Origin of the sequence: Paenibacillus sp. P36, assembly GCF_045866505.1 — a bacterium.
Classification (GTDB): Bacteria; Bacillota; Bacilli; order Paenibacillales; family NBRC-103111; genus Paenibacillus_E; species Paenibacillus_E chondroitinus.
In genome coordinates this window covers 1,660,546-1,676,398 of sequence record NZ_AP038372.1, presented here as the reverse complement: position 1 = coordinate 1,676,398, position 15,853 = coordinate 1,660,546, and the positions used below count along the sequence as shown (strand labels likewise).

Genomic DNA, 15,853 nt, shown 5'->3' with positions numbered 1-15,853 from the left:
AGGGCGCTTTCATGCTCATGTTATCGATTCTTAATGGACCAGACCAAAGCGAATTGCGTGAGAGAGGCGATCATCAGAATCCATGGAATCATCCCGCCTTCCAAATCACTGCCAAATGTAATGAAGCAATAAATGGAAATAACACGCCCTACATTTAGAAAAAGCTCTCGAACGACAACGCTTTCGACTTTCAATTCGCCCTTGAGCGGCAATTTCGCAATTAGCCCGTAGTAATAACCCGTCATGGTATTGCCTTGCAGCGGCGAAAAAACCGAGTATAAAATCATAAATCCTACGACAGTCCAAATGGTGATGCTTCCTAATAAAAGCGACACACCAACCAAATACCCTATTGTGGAAATCGCTAGATACAAACGAGATTTGCTGCCTTGCGCATATTTGGAAATAAACATCCCCATGGCTATGCTTAAGCTCGAGTAAAGCACGCCTAGATAGCCTACGATATCTTCCCGCGGCATGACTTGAAATAACAGAATGTTCGGAAGGAATAACATCGTCCCTTGGAGTAAGCCCATCCCGAAAAAACCAAGCAATGCCTTCAGCCAGTCTCGGTTTTTTTTCATAATGAGCCCAGTCCATTTTAAATAGTACACGCGATGATGTCCGCTTGAAGCTTTTATTTTCATAGAAATCAAGGCTGCAAGTAGAAACATACAAAATGCAATACCAAAAACGATGGTATAGCCGCTTAAGCCCTCTTTCAAACGAATAATAAACCCGGCAAGCGCCGGTCCTGCCAGAGAAGCCATCGTGAAGAAAATCATATTGTAAGCAAGATAGCGAATACGATTCTGCTCGGTTGACACATCGTACATAAGCGTCAGATAACCTACCCAGTAAAAAGCAGCGGCAAGACCATTGAAAATGGCGAACGCTACATAATATTTCACAAGCGCCTCTTGCGCAATAATCACACTCAAGTAAAATAAACCGATCAGCATGATGCCTAAGCGGTACGAGACCATTCTGTCTTTCTTTTTGATCATCCAACCGCCAAGGGCGAACCCAATCGGTGTCAAAATGTAAACGATAATACTGTAAGTCCCATTCACGGCTACGCTGTGTGTCAAACGCCATAGATACAAGTTCAGGAACACACCCGACATCGAAGCGCCGAATTGAAAAGTAGAATGAATAATGAGTGAAATGATCGCTTCGCGTGTCAATCTTTTCTCTTGCGGCAAGGTGTTTCCCCTGCTTTGTAACCAAGTCTTGAATCGTAAATCCATCGTAGCCCCCCGCTCCTCTGTCTTCCTTATTGTAACAGCCCTCCCATCCTTCTGTTAAACGGCAAAAAGCCCCAGCTTTGGCGCTGAGGCTCTATTTCTATCCAATATCGTATTACTTCTTCAAGCTATCCCATGTTTTCTGGAATTCATCAAGCATTTGGTCCTTCGTATACTTCTTAGCGACATAACCTTGCATAATATCGCCGAATTTTTTACTGGATGCTTCGCCACCAGGGAATTTGAACCAGTTCCAGCTCAGTGTTTTACCAGCTTTGCTGTAAGTAATAATGTCTGCAGCCAATGGTCCAAGTACCTTCTCGTCAGCAGGAATGGATTTGAAAGCCGGGATGAATTTGAACTCATCTGTGATATACTTTTTACCCACATCGGACGTTACCATCCAGTTCAGGAATTTCTTCGCTTCGTCTTTCACAGCGGAGTTTTTGTTGATAACCCAGTTGTTAGGAACACCGACAAACAATTTGTCGTTCGATGCAGCATCATCATTGATCGGCATTGGCAAGAAGCCAACTTTAATGTCCGGGTTCGTTTTGGAAATTTGGACTTGTGTCCAGTTACCTTGCTGCGTCATAGCCGCTTTGCCGGTTGCAAAATCAGTTACTTGCGTGTTGTAGTCTGTTTGCAGCGGGTTTTTGTTCCCATATTTCAATTGAAGATCAAATAAATTTACCCATTGATTAAACTGCTCATTACCCGGAATTTTCGCTGTTCCTTTGTTCAAACCATCGATGAAAGCATTTGGATCTTTCTGATACGCAAAAGGAAGGTTTACGAAGTGATTACCCAGTACCCACCACTCGCCATATCCGGTTTCAAAAGGTGTAATCCCTTGAGCTTGCAGCTTTTTAGCGGCATCTTCCAGTTGTGTGATTGTTTTTGGCAGCTCTGTAATACCAGCTTTCGCGAACAAATCTTTATTGTATTGGAAACCATAGCCTTCAAGGTTCAGTGGTTGGCCGTATAGTTTACCATTTTTAGTCATTGGCTCTTTCGCCACGTCTACAAGGTCACCAACCCAAGGTTGATCGGAGAGATCTTCCAGGTTGTCGATCCATTTATCCAGATCCGAGAAGCCGCCATTGTTGAAAATGTCCGGTTTGTCGCCGGAGTTGAACTTCGCCAGCAAAGCCGCGCCATAGTCTGCGCCGCCGCCTACCGTATCAATTTGAATTTTCACATTTGGATTCAGCTTTTGATATTCAGCTACCAATTTACCTAATTGGTCAGCAATTTCTACTTTGAACTGGAACATTTTAATCGTTACAGGTTTACCAGCCGCAGCTGGTGTCGCAGATGCTGATGTCCCCGCTGAAGCAGCAGGCGCAGGTGTCTCTTCTTTTTTACCACAGCCAGCTGCAACCACAGAAAGTGTGAGTAATGCAGCCATACTGACCATCGTTAATTTTTTCATTGAGGTGAAGCCTCCCTTTTTTTGTTTACTCAGCTTACCCTGATAACAGGCCGTTCATTCCCTCGTCATCAGCTTACAAGGTTTATTGTAAACACTTTCTTGAACCCTTAACACAGAGGATATTGAACATAAAGGTGGAAGATTTTGAACTTCCTAACAAAAATGTTACCCTTTTACTGACCCTGCCGTGATTCCTTCAACAATATGCTTTTGCATGGCCAGGAAGAAAATAACGATCGGTAGAACGCCAAGTGTTAGACCCGCCAAGGCCAAATCCCATTGCTTTGTATATTGACCAAAGAAGGAGAACGTCGCCAAAGGTATGGTTCGCAGATCGGGACTGTTTAGCACAAGAGATGGCAGCAAATAATCGTTCCAAATCCATAAACTGTTCAAAATTACGACCGTCGTTGACATCGGTTTTAACAACGGGAACACGATGCGCCAGAACACGCCATAGGGCGAGCAGCCGTCCACCGTAGCCGACTCTTCGATTTCGAGCGGAATGGATTTGATAAAACCGTGGAACAAGAACACGTTTAGGGATACACCGAAACCAAAGTAACAAATAATCAAACCTATCTTGCTGTCCATCAGTCCGACACTGCTCGCTACACGAACCAACGGGATCATAATGGACTGAAACGGAATGACCATCGCCGCAACGAAGGCCAAGAAGACAAGATTGTTGAATTTACTTGGCTTCCGTACCATACGATAAGCAGCCATAGAACTAATAACGACTAGCCCAATATTACTGAAAACCGTAATGATCAACGAGTTCATGAAAGCGCTAGGGAACTTCATGATCGTCCATACTTTTTTGTAATTATCGAAATACAACGTTTGCGGCAGCTTTGCCGTACTGGCAGCGAGCTCCGGGAACGTTTTGAGCGAGTTAACAATAACAAAGTAGAACGGAACTAGGAAGAGCAGAGCGATCAGGATACCCAGCACTTCAAGCGTGAATAACCGTCCGGAATATTTTTTGACTGTTTCCATTACACTTCAACCTCCTTGCGTTTCGTATACATCACTTGGATGGTCGAAATAATGGCCACTACGATGAAGAACACTAATGCTTTCGCAGTTCCTAAGCCATAGTTATTGTTGCGGAACGCTTCTTGATAAATATTGATCGACACGGATTCTGTGGAGTTGAACGGTCCGCCTTTGGTCAAGGAGAAGTTCAAGTCAAACATTTTGAAGTTCCACGAAATCGTCAGGAATAAACATACCGTCACCGCCGGCATAATGAGCGGAACAATAATACTTCTAAGTACTTGAAAACGGGTTGCTCCATCAATATAAGCCGCTTCGATCATATCTTTGGGCACATTGGAAAGAGCCGCAATATAGATGATCATTAAGTAGCCCGCTCCCTGCCAAATACTAACGATCGCAATGGCCCAGAAAGCCGTAGGCGCATCGCCCAGCCAAGGCAGTTGGAAAAAGCTCCAGTTCGTCAATTCGCCCAGTGTTCCGAAGCCTTTGACGAAAATAAACTGCCAGATGAATCCAAGCAAAAGTCCGCCGATGACGTTCGGCATGAAGAAAATGGTACGCAGCAAATTTCTCGTTTTCAACGCTTGTGTGAGCAGCAGCGCCAACAGGAATCCGACGACATTCGTTAAAATAACATCCGTTACGGTAATCCGCGTTGTGAACCAGAAAGCGTTGCGGTAATCCTTGTCATCAAATAGAAGGTGCTTGAAATTGTCCAAACCGTTGAATTTCACGTTTGTCGTGACACCATTCCACTCTGTAAATGAATAATAAATGCTCATGAGAAAAGGAACTACTACAATGAGCGCGAAAAATAGGAACGCAGGTCCGATGAACACCCATTGCTGTAATAGTCCTGTTAACCCCTTGCTCTGTTTCATGGGAATTTCCCCCTTACGATTAGGTAACTATAACCTATAGTATAAATACCTTTATCCTCCTGAAACACAGATAATCGTGATGCATTAGGTGGAATTTGTTGACCTCTACTGCTACAATATAGGGTGAAAAGTCCACGAAGAAACCGAGTTGATTCGACATGTTTCGTCACAGCATACGCAACAAACTGATCCTTTTTCTGCTGATCGCCACACTCGTTCCATTCATTACCTCCATCGTAGTCTCCTATATATTCACCAAGGAAAAAGTCACCGAAGATACCATCACCAACAATTCGGCCCTCATCTCCCAAGCGAAATTGAATATATTAAACTATTTAAATGGGGTTGTCCAAGCATCCACGACGATCTATACAGGTCAGCATTTGTCTGAACTCGGACAATTATACGATATTCTGGAACGTGAGCGGGATATCGATTATATGAGTGATAAAGTGATCAAAAGCGGGCTGCAGGTCATGTCGCATGCCGTTAAGGAGTTTAAACAAGTTTACTTGTACGCTTCTGTGAGCGACCGCTCCTTTTTGTCGAGCAACGACTTCACAGGAAGTACAACCGGGAAATATGAGTTTTTGCGTCCTTTTCCAGAAGACAAAACCGTTTATTTTGAAACCACTCATATGAATCACAGTTACAATATTGCAATTAACGTGTATTCTGCTCCAACACCTGTCCTGTCTATGCATCGCAAGCTGATGTACTCACCGAACAACACATCGATTGGAGAACTTATCATTGATCTTCATTTGGATCTGATATCGGAAATTTCCCAGAGCTTGTACACGCATGATACAGAAGAGCTGTACATTCTGGATAATGAAGGCAATATTGTTTTCGGTCCGGATTCTTCCAAATGGGGGCAGCGGCTTGAAGGCAGCTGGGGGAATGAAGCGATTCACAGCACATTGGATAAGGGCTCGTATGAATGGAGCAAAGGGCCTTACGCCGGCATCAATGTTTTTGAAAAAATGAAAACGGACTATGTCGACTGGACGATTGTCAAACGTCTTCCCTATGATCAATTAACCAAAAATGCCAAGCAATTAACGCTCATTAACTCATTGGTCCTGACTTTTTTCATGTTGATCGTTATCGGTGGAACGATTTATATTTCCATTCGTTTTACAGAACCGATCAAGCAATTGATCCGTTATATCACGCGCATTCAAGCGGGTCAGGTGCAACTGGGCCAGATGCATAAAGATATCGAATTGACGCGCACCGATGAAATGGGCATTCTGGCCAATCGATTCCACGGCCTTATGCAGGATTTGAATCAAATGGTCATGCGCGAATACCGTCTGGAGCTTGCGAACAAATCCAATCAGCTTATGGCGCTGCAAGCTCAGATCAATCCGCATTTTCTGAACAATGCGCTGCAATCAATAGGTACGCTAGCTCTGCAGCACAATGCGCCCAAAGTGTATGCTTTAATCGCTTCTCTGGCCAAAATGATGCATTACAGCATGAATACGAATGAATCCGTCGTCCCTCTGGGCAAAGAACTTGAACATATTAAAGCTTATCTGGAGCTGCAAAAGCAGCGCTTTGAACATCAATTCCAGATCGTCTATGACATCGAGGAAGGCACCAAAGCCATTTCAGTGCCCAAAATGATGATTCAGCCGCTTGTCGAAAATTATTTCAAACATGGTTTTAATCCAAGCGCAGCTGAAGATGGGCTCTTGCGTATTCAAGCATCCAAACGCATAGAGGAAGAATATGAATTTTTAGAAATAATTGTTGAGGATAATGGAATTGGCGTTACGGAGGAGCGTTTACGCGAAATTAGAAACAGGCTGAATGCCCCCTCCACGGGCGATGAGGCCTGCATTGGGCTTAGCAATGTGCAAACTAGAGTCAAATTGTATTTCACAGATGACGCTACTCTTGATATTGAACATGCGCAGCCCCGGGGGTTAAGAATCGTCATCCATATCCCGATGAATAAGGGAGTCAACAGATGAAAGTTTTACTTGTCGATGATGAGAAACATGTGCGTGATGCCATCCGACTGCTTGTGAACTGGGAGCAGCATGGTATTGACACTATATTGGAAGCGCCGGACGGCGAATCCGCCACCGCGCTCATTGCCCAGCACCAACCTGAAATCATTATGACCGACATGATGATGCCCATCATGAACGGCGTGAAGCTGCTGGAGTGGCTGCAGGCGAATGCTCCAAACTCCAAAACGATTGTCATCAGCGGTCATGACGATTTCTCCTTACTGCGCCATACCTTGAAATATGGAGGAACCGACTACATCCTGAAACCCATTGATCCGGATCAACTGAATGAAGCGCTGGATAAAGCAATCCAGGCTTGGTCCAAGGATGAGGAGCTTCGTCAAACCAATCGCGAGCTGAATATTGAAATGAATACGATTAAGCCGATGTATTGGGACAAGCTTCTTTCCGGCATCATCGCGGAGCCTTCCACGTACGAGAGCGCCGCTGAGCAGCTCGACAAAGAGCTTCAGTTAACGCGGAACATTAACGAATGCCGGGTTGCCATTTTATCGCTGGATACCATGGAGCGCAGTGTGAAAAATAAGTTCAGCCAGAACATGGACCTCTTATTTTTCTCGCTCATCAATATTTGTAATGAATTTCTCACGACGGATGGCCGCGGCTATGCTTTCCGCCATTGGCACAGCGATACGGAAATTGTTCTTCTATTATGGAAGGATCTCCTCGGGGCTGAAGCTTTTTTGGAAAAAATCAATGAAGGCATGCGCACTACCCTGCACACACGCGTTGATTTTGGAATCGGCCGCTTGCATGTTTTCCCTGCTGATGTGACTTTATCCTATCAAGAAGCGCGCGATGCGCTTCGCAAGCGCAACCTTAAAGCTAGGGACACCTGGATTCACAGCATGTTGAACCCTGCCAAAGCCCCTCAAGCTGCGCTTACCTTCACCCAATATGAGGAGAAAATCAATCTGGCTATCCGCAGCGGCAGCATAGAGCAGATTGAGGAAGCCATCCAGCAATGGATGGACACCGTCAAGCTAAGCGAGGTCATTACGCTGGAACAGCTCGATCTGTGGTGGCGGGAGTACACCGTCATGAAGCGTCGCTGGGTGCAGCAGTTCTTTTCTGGCATTAGCGAGGACAAAGTCAAGGAGATGCTCTCGGATGAGCCAACGAGCTTTATTGTACCGCTTGACGAGCAGGGGATTTTGTCTCTTTCCCAGTGGCAGCAGGAGCTTACACGAAGTATCGTGCACATGTCCAAGATGCTGCTTGAGAATCAGCACAAGGACAAAAATGTGATTTTCGAAATTGCCGAATACCTGCAAAATCATTATCACGAAGATGTGACCTTGCAGGAAATCGCGAGCCGTTTTTTCCTGAGCCGCGAATATATCTCCCGCAAATTCAAGCAGGAGTTCGAGGTGAATCTCTCAGATTATTTAGGCCAGATCCGCATGAGCAAAGCGAAGGTTCTGCTGCGCAATCCGCATCTTCGGATTTCCCAAGTAGCCGAAATGGTCGGTTATCAGGATGAGAAATATTTCAGCAAAGTTTTCAAAAAATTAGAGGGGATTACCCCCAATGAATATCGAAAAACATCGAATTCCATCTAAATTTCTGTATAAAATAGGGAATATGCTATACTAGGAGACAGAGGTGATTATCATGAGTATGCAAATCGAGACAACAACAGCGAATTCCTTCCCTCGCGCGGCCAAAGCCACAAAAGCTGGAAGAAAAACGTACGTTTACTTGTTTCTTGGTTGGGTCATGCTGATCGCAATCGGAGTGGCAGCAGCCATGCTGTATACAGAGCATTTAAGACAACAAATCGCAACCGATATCGCACAGCAAACCCAGCAGCAATTGCAAGTCGTGCAGGAAGATTATCAGAAGCAAGTGACTGACTTGAAAGACAACGTTTCAACAGAGATGAAAGCTTTACAGACCAAGGTAGACTCCTTGAATGAACTGCTTGCTTTCACGAAGGACAGCGCTAACAGCAAGACCGATAACAGCAACCAGCTCTATACCCAGTTGGCTGATGTGAAGAAGAAGCTCGATGAGCTGCAAAAGAACTTGGATGTGTTGAAATAATGACGACCATTCAAGGTATCAATCGCGTCTTTCTACTGGCTTGCGCCCCGTTCGTGGGCATGTTGATTTGGCTGCTTTTCGTTACCGCGAATATCCCTATTCATCCATGGTCAACTGCTCCTGCAGTTCCGGTTTCTTTTCAGCAAGAATCGTCTGCGCTTGACGGCTTGCTGACCAAAGCAACGACGGATGCAGCGCAAACCAAGACGATTATTCAGAAATATTTTGAACTGTATGAGAAAAGCACAGCCGAAGTCACGGCAGCCCTTCAGAGCGCCACAGCCCAAGTCGCCAAGCCCGGCATCATATATGATGCGCGGATTACCGCGAAGCTTGGCAGTCCCATTCGCCAAGCCTCATCGGGGAATATCGACTTGAAACTGTTTGCTTTAAGTGAAAATAACTACAAAGGTTATGCGCTTAAAGTAAACCTCAAAAGCGATAAAGCCATTAAGCTTGTTCTCGGCAAGGATAAAATGGGCTCCAGCGAGACCACTTTGGAAGCTGTGTCACGCTACGGCGCTATTGCCGGGGTGAACGCAGGAGGCTTTGCCGATGACAGCAAAGGCAAGCGCTACCCGCTCGACACGACGGTGATGAACGGCAAGTACTTAAACGGCTTTTTCCCGACGAAAAACGATACGATTTTCATCGGCTTGAATAAAGACCGCCAGCTGATAGGCGGTAAGTTCAGCTCCCAAGCTGACCTGGACAAGCTGAATCCGCTGATGGGTTCGACCTTCGTTCCGACGCTCCTCAAGAACGGAGCCAAAGCAACCATCCCGTATCAGTGGCAGAGCTCGCCGGCGCGTGCGGCCCGAACCGTGATGGCCAATTACAAGAACGACCAGCTGCTGTTTATCGTGACTGACGGATATGACGAAAGCGGCAACTCTGGTGCAACGCTGGCTGAGCTTCAGGACAAGATGCAGCAGCTAGGCATTGTTGACGCCTATAACCTTGACGGAGGCGGTTCTACTACACTAGTCATGGGTGGAAGCGTCATTAATCGCCCGTCCGATGGTAAGCTGAGACCGCTGGCTACGAACTTTTTATTTTTCAAATAACCGCATTTATTCACATTTTATTCAATATTTTTTTTAGAATGTTTGGGGTATAATAAAGTTTAACTATATGCTTCTACGTTCTTTAACCTATAGGGGGTGCAGCAATGTTTGGCTTATCAGCAACATTTTGGCTCGTTAATTCCGTTTTTGTGCTATTTCTCGTCGCAATGATGACGGCTTCCTATAACGAGGACAAAACTAAGGGCCTGTAAGTTTACCAAAGATCATCGGAATGTCTCATTCCGGTGGTTTTTTTACGTTCGGCTGAACGAAAAAAAAGCACCTCTTTCCATGAAGGAAAGACGATGCTTTTTTCGTTATTACGCTCTCACTTTAAGTACATTCATTTCTGTTACACAAGTGCTGCATATGTAACGTTCTTTGAATTCACTCACGCTCTCCATACTGCCGCAAAATACGCATTTCGGGCGGTATCTCTCCAAAATGATATGATCACCCTGTACCAAAATCTCGACAGGATCCCCTTCATTCATTTGATATCGTTTACGTAACGATTTAGGCAGAACAATACGTCCCAATTGATCGACTTTACGAACGACTCCGGCTGGTTTCATCATAGGACTTCACCTCTCTTCCGCTATCATTTTCTATGCTCGCGTCTTGGCTTAGCATATCTATACGGACTGATAGGGAATACTATTCGCCGTTGGTCAAGAAACTCCTTCTAATTAAAAGCGGAAATTTCTTTTATTGTCAATTTTGTCGACACAGACCTAAATAAGGTTGTCATTCTACGATCTAGTTCATCTAGTCAAGACCCTCGAAACCGGTCTGCCGCAATGCCTCATAGAGCATAATGGCAACCGAATTGGATAAATTGAGCGACCGGACGTTATCCGACATCGGAAGTCGAAGCAGCGTCTCCGGATGCTGACGCAGAAGATCTTCCGGGAGACCTTTCGTCTCTTTGCCAAAAACTAAAAAGTCGCCATCCTGAAATGTAAATTCTGTGTAACGCTTTTTGGCCTTCGTCGTTGCAAAAAAGAAACGATGCCCTTTATACATCTCCAGCACTTCGTCAAATGAATCGTGATACTCGAGTTTTACGGAGTGCCAATAATCCAAACCAGCGCGCTTCAGTGTTTTGTCATCCGTCTGGAAGCCCAGCGGCCTGACCAAATGGAGATGCGTGCCTGTTGCCGCGCATGTCCTTGATATGTTTCCTGTATTTGCAGGAATTTCGGGTTCTACTAGTACAATATGGAAAGCCATCTCTGTCAAATTCACCTCATCTTCTATCCTATTATATGCGCCCATGGATTGCAATTTTACACAGGGTTAACTTTATCTTAATATGTCGATGATAGAGCCCCTTCATAATAGAGTTATCCTTCTCGATAAAAGGAGTCAACCTAAATGCTGAAAAAAAAGATCCTCGTTGTCGATGACGAACCTTCAATCTCCATGCTTATAGAGTTCAACCTGAAGCTCGTGGGCTTCGAAGTATATTGCGTATTCGATGGTGAAGCTGTATTTGATGCGATTCAAACTTTTCGACCTGACCTCATTGTTCTAGACCTTATGCTGCCGAAAATGGACGGCTTTCAAGTATGCCGCAAACTGAGAAACCAGAATAACCTCGTTCCGATTATTATGCTCACAGCCATGCAGGACCTTACGGATAAAATTGCAGGGCTCGATAACGGGGCCGACGATTACATGACGAAGCCGTTTTCGCCGCAAGAACTTATTTCCCGTATTCATGCGATTCATCGCCGGATTCAAACGTTGCCGTCTGCATCCGAAAACACGCCGATTACAATTGGCCAGATTTCAATCAAAGCTGACCAACGCGAAGTTACGATGAACGGCGCACCGATTGAACTCACACCCAAAGAATTTGAACTGCTGCTATTCCTATGCAAACACCGCGGTAAAGTCCTAAGCAGACAACAGCTGCTTCATGGCGTCTGGGACTATCACTTCCTGGGCGATACCCGAATCGTCGATGTGCACATTTCCCATTTGCGCGATAAAATCGAACAAAACGCCCGCAATCCGGAATATATCATGACGATCCGCAATGTTGGTTACAAACTGACGGAGCCTGTCGTGAAAGAATCACTTGCTTAAGAAATGACAAAATCGCCGCCCACTTAAGAAGCAGGGGCGGCGATTATTCATTTACCGTTCATCAATTCTCTTGCTCCTTCTAACTCCAAACTATGAAGCTTATTTACACGTCTACGGAAATGTTCATCAGTATGGAACTCAGCTTGCAAAAACGAACGGACTAAATCCTCTGCCAGCCAAGGCCCGATGATCTGCGCACCTAGGCACATGATATTTACATCATCATGCTCCACACATTGATGCGCCGAATGGATATCATGGCATACCGAAGCCCGAATGCCCGGAATCTTATTGGCTGCAATCGCGGCACCTACGCCTGTACCGCAAACCATGATTCCCCTCTGAAACTCCCCACCGCGCACAGCGTTGCACACGGTTCTAGCCACATCTGGAAAATCTACCGGATCAACCGAATGACAACCGAAGTCGGTAACTTCAACGCCCAGTTGAGCAAATAGCGGCTTCAGAGCTACCTTCAATTCATAACCGCAATGATCGCTTCCCAAGGCAATCTTCAAATGCCTTCCCTCCCTTAATACCTTGCGAGATACCGACATAACTAGCTGTTTGGCTCATTTTCCATCATAGCTTCAATCAGCATCCGGAATAGCTTTAAGTCCTCTTTCGCATCCTCCGGCGTTGTTTTCGGCGTTAAATCATTCACGACTACATCGTAAAAATACTCAAATTGACAAGTGTACGCATCCTTAAAGGTAGGTCGAACAACCGTTTCGTTATACGCTTCCCCATTGGTTTCGTTCACCTGCAGTGTTGTAGGAAGATGACGCATGTACGGCGTATTGTACTGAACCTTCAGCGATTTGTTGTTGCCGTAAACTTCAATGTGCGCATCAAAACGTCTTATATTGTCAATCCCCGTTTCATAGGTAACATGAAATCCGTCATATTCCAATATCGCGCTCATAAATCGGCCGTTATTCCATTGCCGAGCGGAAACCACTCTTTTGGGGAATCCGATCACTTCCCTCATCGCGGATAGATCATGACTGCCTAACCCACAAAGCAAACGATAGGCTGAACGCAAGTCCGCAGGGGCTTCGCCAATGGCATCCTTCACCAATTTGGCCGCGCGATCGACACGGTCTGACTTAGCATGCTCACTGATATCATCGAAACGGTGGACTTTACTCGATTGGTCGATAAACAAATGATTTCCACCAATAATATCGCGGACCCTCACATAGTTGATTGTATCCAGCTTCTTCACTTCTTCAACCATTTGCACGAATGCAGGGGCATACCTTCTCATATAACCGACCATCACCTTCACGCCCATTTCATCCCGGACACGAATGATGTCATCAGCTTCTTGCAAGGTTAAGCACATCGGTTTTTCGATTAGCACATGCTTTTTGTTCTGGAGTGCGGCAATTACACAATCCGCATGATATTCATCACTATTGCAGATGAGAACGGCATCCAGCTCTGGAAGGCTCGCCATTTCGGCAGCATCCACATAGCGGTTCGGCACGTGATACCTATCCCCGATAACCTCTAATAACTTAGGTGAAATGTCGCAGATGGCAGCGATTTCATACCTCTCAGACATGGATTCCAATACGGGAAAATGGATAATTTGGGCTACCTCGCCAAGACCGATAATGCCTATTTTTAACCTGGTCAATGAAACTTTCCCCCTTTAAACAGCCAACATTGTTTCCGTAAATGTATTAATCTTTTGCAATCTTGCGTGAAAGGCTCGATACAAACCATCCGCTTGTTCCTGAATTGTTCTTTGATTATTGGTGTACGGATTCAAACTTGTTGCATCATCCACCTGCTTAATCAATTCGGCAGAGATGGATCCTGCCCCTTTCAGCGCGCCAGCCAGTCCACCAGCAATTGCAGCCACAGCCCCTGTATCTCTCCCCATATTTACGCCTGCAAGGATAGCTTCATACGCGTTTCCGTTTACTAATCTTAGAATGCAGATCGCCTTTGTTAATGCTTCGTTCGCAAAGCTGTTGCAGTAGGGAACTCCACAACCGTAATAAATTTTGTCAAAGGCCTCTCTCAATTCGCCGAAATCCTTGCAGTGTGCAGTACGTTTCAAGCCGGAGTCCAGCTCCTGTATGACATTATCACGAAGGTAGCCATACTTGTTGCCATCAATTTTGAGCGCAAGATCGGTATAATCGCAATATCTGAAAATGTCGCCAATGACGCTATCTACGGTTGCACCTGGCTTGGCAGCCGAAGCAATCGCTGCGGCGGAAACGCCTGCCCAGCGGACAGCGTAGCTTTTGGACGTCTGATACAGCTGTCCGATTTCAAAGGCATCCGCAACTGCATTGCGAACATCGCCGGCGTTAATTAAACCGATTGGCTGGCAGGAGCCAGACGCACTACTTAATCCCGCATAATCGCAATATTTACCGATGTCCCGGGCAGGGATACCGCTTTTGGCAACCGCCAGCAGCGTATTTTCAAACGGTTCCGTGATCATTCCGCCTGCGTCCGGCTTAATGTCCCTCACCCAGATGGAGCGGATATCTTCCGCATTTACACGATCTTGTTTGGCAAGGATGGCTGTCGTCATAAGCTTTTGTCTTTCCACTCCGTCTTCTGTCGTGCCTGCCTCACGTATCCAACCGTTGTTATTGCGCTCATAGGGCAATAATGTATTCAAAACACCGTATTTCGCTTCAATCTCTTGATGGCTCAATCCCTCAACAGGAGCGCCCATGGCAGCACCCACATAAGTTCCCGCTATACAACCATAAAATTTTTCCTTCAGACTAATATTTTCGCTCATTGAAAGAACTCTCCTCACATAGTTAGATTATGCGCATTAGTTAAATTGCAGACATTTGTTCCGAATACGCTTTCAGTTTCAGTAGTCTTGAATGATAGGCCTGGTACAATCCTTCCGAATGTTCTTTCATCGTTCTGTGCGAATTGCTTACAACGTGCAGCGAAGTTGCATAATCAACTTGCTTAATCCATTCCTCAGGAATGGAACTCGTTCCGCTCAACGCACCAGAAATTCCAGCAGCAACCGCTGTAACGCAGTCCGTATCACGGCCCATATTAACAGCGGTAATCAAAGCATCCTTGACGTTGGCATTGACCATTCTGAATATGCATATCGCTTTGGTTACAACTTCGTTCGCATAACTTACCTCATATGGAATCCCTCTAATGCTATAAGACTCATACAAGACTTTGCGCAGTTCGCGAATATCCGTAATGTTTTGTGTGCGTTTAAGCTCACGGTCAATTTCCTTTACAACGACATCGGGGTCGCAATAATTGTAGATCGCCCCAATTACGCTATCTACGGTTGCATTCGCTTTCGTAGCGGTTGCAATCGCCGTTGCCGTTACAGCCGCCCATTTTAACCCTCGTCCATTGGATGTTTGATACAGTTGTCCGACTTCGTTCACATCGTTAATGGCATTTTCCACATCACCGGCGTTTATGAGTCCAATCGGATGGCAGGAACGTGAGAAACTATTCAGTCCGGCGTAATCACAATATTTCCCGATATCCCTGGCCGGAATACCGCTTTTTGCCATCGCTAGCAATACGGCTTCGAATGGCTCCGAGATCATGCCTGCTGACTCAGGCTTAATTTTCGCTATCCACTGTCTGCGGACTTCCTCTGCCGTAACTCGATCCTGTTTCTCAATAATGGCGGAGATCATCAGTTTCTGTCTCTCGACACCGTCCTCCGTCGTACCCGCCTCACGCACCCAGCCATTATTGAAATGCTCGTAAGATACCAATTTATCCAGGATGCCATACGTTTCTTCCGTCCGTTCAAAATCCCAGCCCTCTACAGGCGCCCCCATCGCGGACCCAATATGAACACCAGCTATACAACCGTAAAATTTGTCTTTTAAGCTCACTTTTTCACTCATAGATTGTTCTCTCCTCAATTGTTCTATGGATTATTTACGAATAAATAGATCAACATGATGTTTCGCCTTCCCTTAAAACGGGACAAATAAACTAGTACCATCACCCCTTTCAAGCATTCATTCCTCTCAAATCTCCGAATGGTATC

The 15,853-nt window shown here is 45.5% G+C and carries 15 protein-coding genes; 5 read left to right on the top strand and 10 right to left on the bottom strand.

Annotated features, from left to right (window positions below; all coding sequences use genetic code 11):
• Positions 1-20 precede the first annotated feature (20 nt).
• The 4 genes from ACKTT9_RS07810 to ACKTT9_RS07795 form a co-directional block, all read right to left on the bottom strand.
• Positions 21-1,250, bottom strand: coding sequence for an MFS transporter (locus ACKTT9_RS07810; RefSeq protein ID WP_407871095.1), 1,230 nt, complete (start codon positions 1,248-1,250; stop codon positions 21-23).
• 112 nt (positions 1,251-1,362) lie between these two features.
• Positions 1,363-2,682 (bottom strand): ABC transporter substrate-binding protein, encoded by a 1,320-nt coding sequence (locus tag ACKTT9_RS07805; protein WP_407871094.1) that lies wholly within the window; start codon positions 2,680-2,682, stop codon positions 1,363-1,365.
• Between the two features lie 165 nt (positions 2,683-2,847).
• Positions 2,848-3,684 (bottom strand): carbohydrate ABC transporter permease, encoded by an 837-nt coding sequence (locus tag ACKTT9_RS07800; protein ID WP_127457582.1) that lies wholly within the window; start codon positions 3,682-3,684, stop codon positions 2,848-2,850.
• Positions 3,684-4,568, bottom strand: a complete 885-nt coding sequence (locus ACKTT9_RS07795; RefSeq protein ID WP_407871093.1) for a carbohydrate ABC transporter permease — start codon at positions 4,566-4,568, stop codon at positions 3,684-3,686. Before ACKTT9_RS07795 ends, ACKTT9_RS07800 begins: the two co-directional genes overlap by 1 nt.
• Positions 4,569-4,726: 158 nt before the next feature.
• Here ACKTT9_RS07795 and ACKTT9_RS07790 point away from each other — a divergent pair, with 158 nt between their 5' ends.
• The 4 genes from ACKTT9_RS07790 to ACKTT9_RS07775 are packed head-to-tail and all read left to right on the top strand — an operon-like array spanning position 4,727 to position 9,729.
• The gene (locus ACKTT9_RS07790) at positions 4,727-6,553 is read left to right on the top strand and encodes a sensor histidine kinase (protein ID WP_407871092.1); all 1,827 of its coding nucleotides are present in this window, start codon (positions 4,727-4,729) and stop codon (positions 6,551-6,553) included.
• Positions 6,550-8,178, top strand: a complete 1,629-nt coding sequence (locus tag ACKTT9_RS07785) for a response regulator (protein WP_407871091.1) — start codon at positions 6,550-6,552, stop codon at positions 8,176-8,178. The genes ACKTT9_RS07790 and ACKTT9_RS07785 overlap by 4 nt, the downstream gene beginning before the upstream one ends.
• A gap of 52 nt (positions 8,179-8,230) precedes the next feature.
• Complete coding sequence (locus ACKTT9_RS07780; RefSeq protein WP_157319491.1) at positions 8,231-8,662, top strand: hypothetical protein; 432 nt, start codon at positions 8,231-8,233, stop codon at positions 8,660-8,662.
• Entirely contained in the window at positions 8,662-9,729 is a 1,068-nt protein-coding gene (locus tag ACKTT9_RS07775) for a phosphodiester glycosidase family protein (protein ID WP_407871090.1), read from the top strand. Before ACKTT9_RS07780 ends, ACKTT9_RS07775 begins: the two co-directional genes overlap by 1 nt.
• Positions 9,730-10,049: 320 nt before the next feature.
• On the opposite strand, the gene ACKTT9_RS07770 is transcribed toward ACKTT9_RS07775, so the two are convergent.
• The gene (locus ACKTT9_RS07770; RefSeq protein ID WP_127457616.1) at positions 10,050-10,304 is read right to left on the bottom strand and encodes an AbrB/MazE/SpoVT family DNA-binding domain-containing protein; all 255 of its coding nucleotides are present in this window, start codon (positions 10,302-10,304) and stop codon (positions 10,050-10,052) included.
• Between the two features lie 193 nt (positions 10,305-10,497).
• Positions 10,498-10,962, bottom strand: a complete 465-nt coding sequence (gene trmL / locus ACKTT9_RS07765; protein ID WP_127457615.1) for a tRNA (uridine(34)/cytosine(34)/5-carboxymethylaminomethyluridine(34)-2'-O)-methyltransferase TrmL — start codon at positions 10,960-10,962, stop codon at positions 10,498-10,500.
• Between the two features lie 144 nt (positions 10,963-11,106).
• Here trmL and ACKTT9_RS07760 point away from each other — a divergent pair, with 144 nt between their 5' ends.
• Complete coding sequence (locus ACKTT9_RS07760; RefSeq protein ID WP_127457576.1) at positions 11,107-11,823, top strand: response regulator transcription factor; 717 nt, start codon at positions 11,107-11,109, stop codon at positions 11,821-11,823.
• A gap of 47 nt (positions 11,824-11,870) precedes the next feature.
• Here ACKTT9_RS07760 and ACKTT9_RS07755 read toward each other — a convergent pair whose 3' ends face one another.
• The 4 genes from ACKTT9_RS07755 to ACKTT9_RS07740 are packed head-to-tail and all read right to left on the bottom strand — an operon-like array spanning position 11,871 to position 15,707.
• A complete protein-coding gene (locus ACKTT9_RS07755; RefSeq protein ID WP_407871089.1) occupies positions 11,871-12,341 on the bottom strand; it encodes an RpiB/LacA/LacB family sugar-phosphate isomerase in 471 nt (156 codons plus the stop codon).
• Between the two features lie 41 nt (positions 12,342-12,382).
• Complete coding sequence (locus tag ACKTT9_RS07750) at positions 12,383-13,468, bottom strand: Gfo/Idh/MocA family oxidoreductase (RefSeq protein WP_407871088.1); 1,086 nt, start codon at positions 13,466-13,468, stop codon at positions 12,383-12,385.
• Between the two features lie 15 nt (positions 13,469-13,483).
• Positions 13,484-14,599, bottom strand: coding sequence for an ADP-ribosylglycohydrolase family protein (locus ACKTT9_RS07745; protein ID WP_407871087.1), 1,116 nt, complete (start codon positions 14,597-14,599; stop codon positions 13,484-13,486).
• Between the two features lie 40 nt (positions 14,600-14,639).
• The gene (locus tag ACKTT9_RS07740; protein ID WP_315953395.1) at positions 14,640-15,707 is read right to left on the bottom strand and encodes an ADP-ribosylglycohydrolase family protein; all 1,068 of its coding nucleotides are present in this window, start codon (positions 15,705-15,707) and stop codon (positions 14,640-14,642) included.
• Positions 15,708-15,853 lie beyond the last annotated feature (146 nt).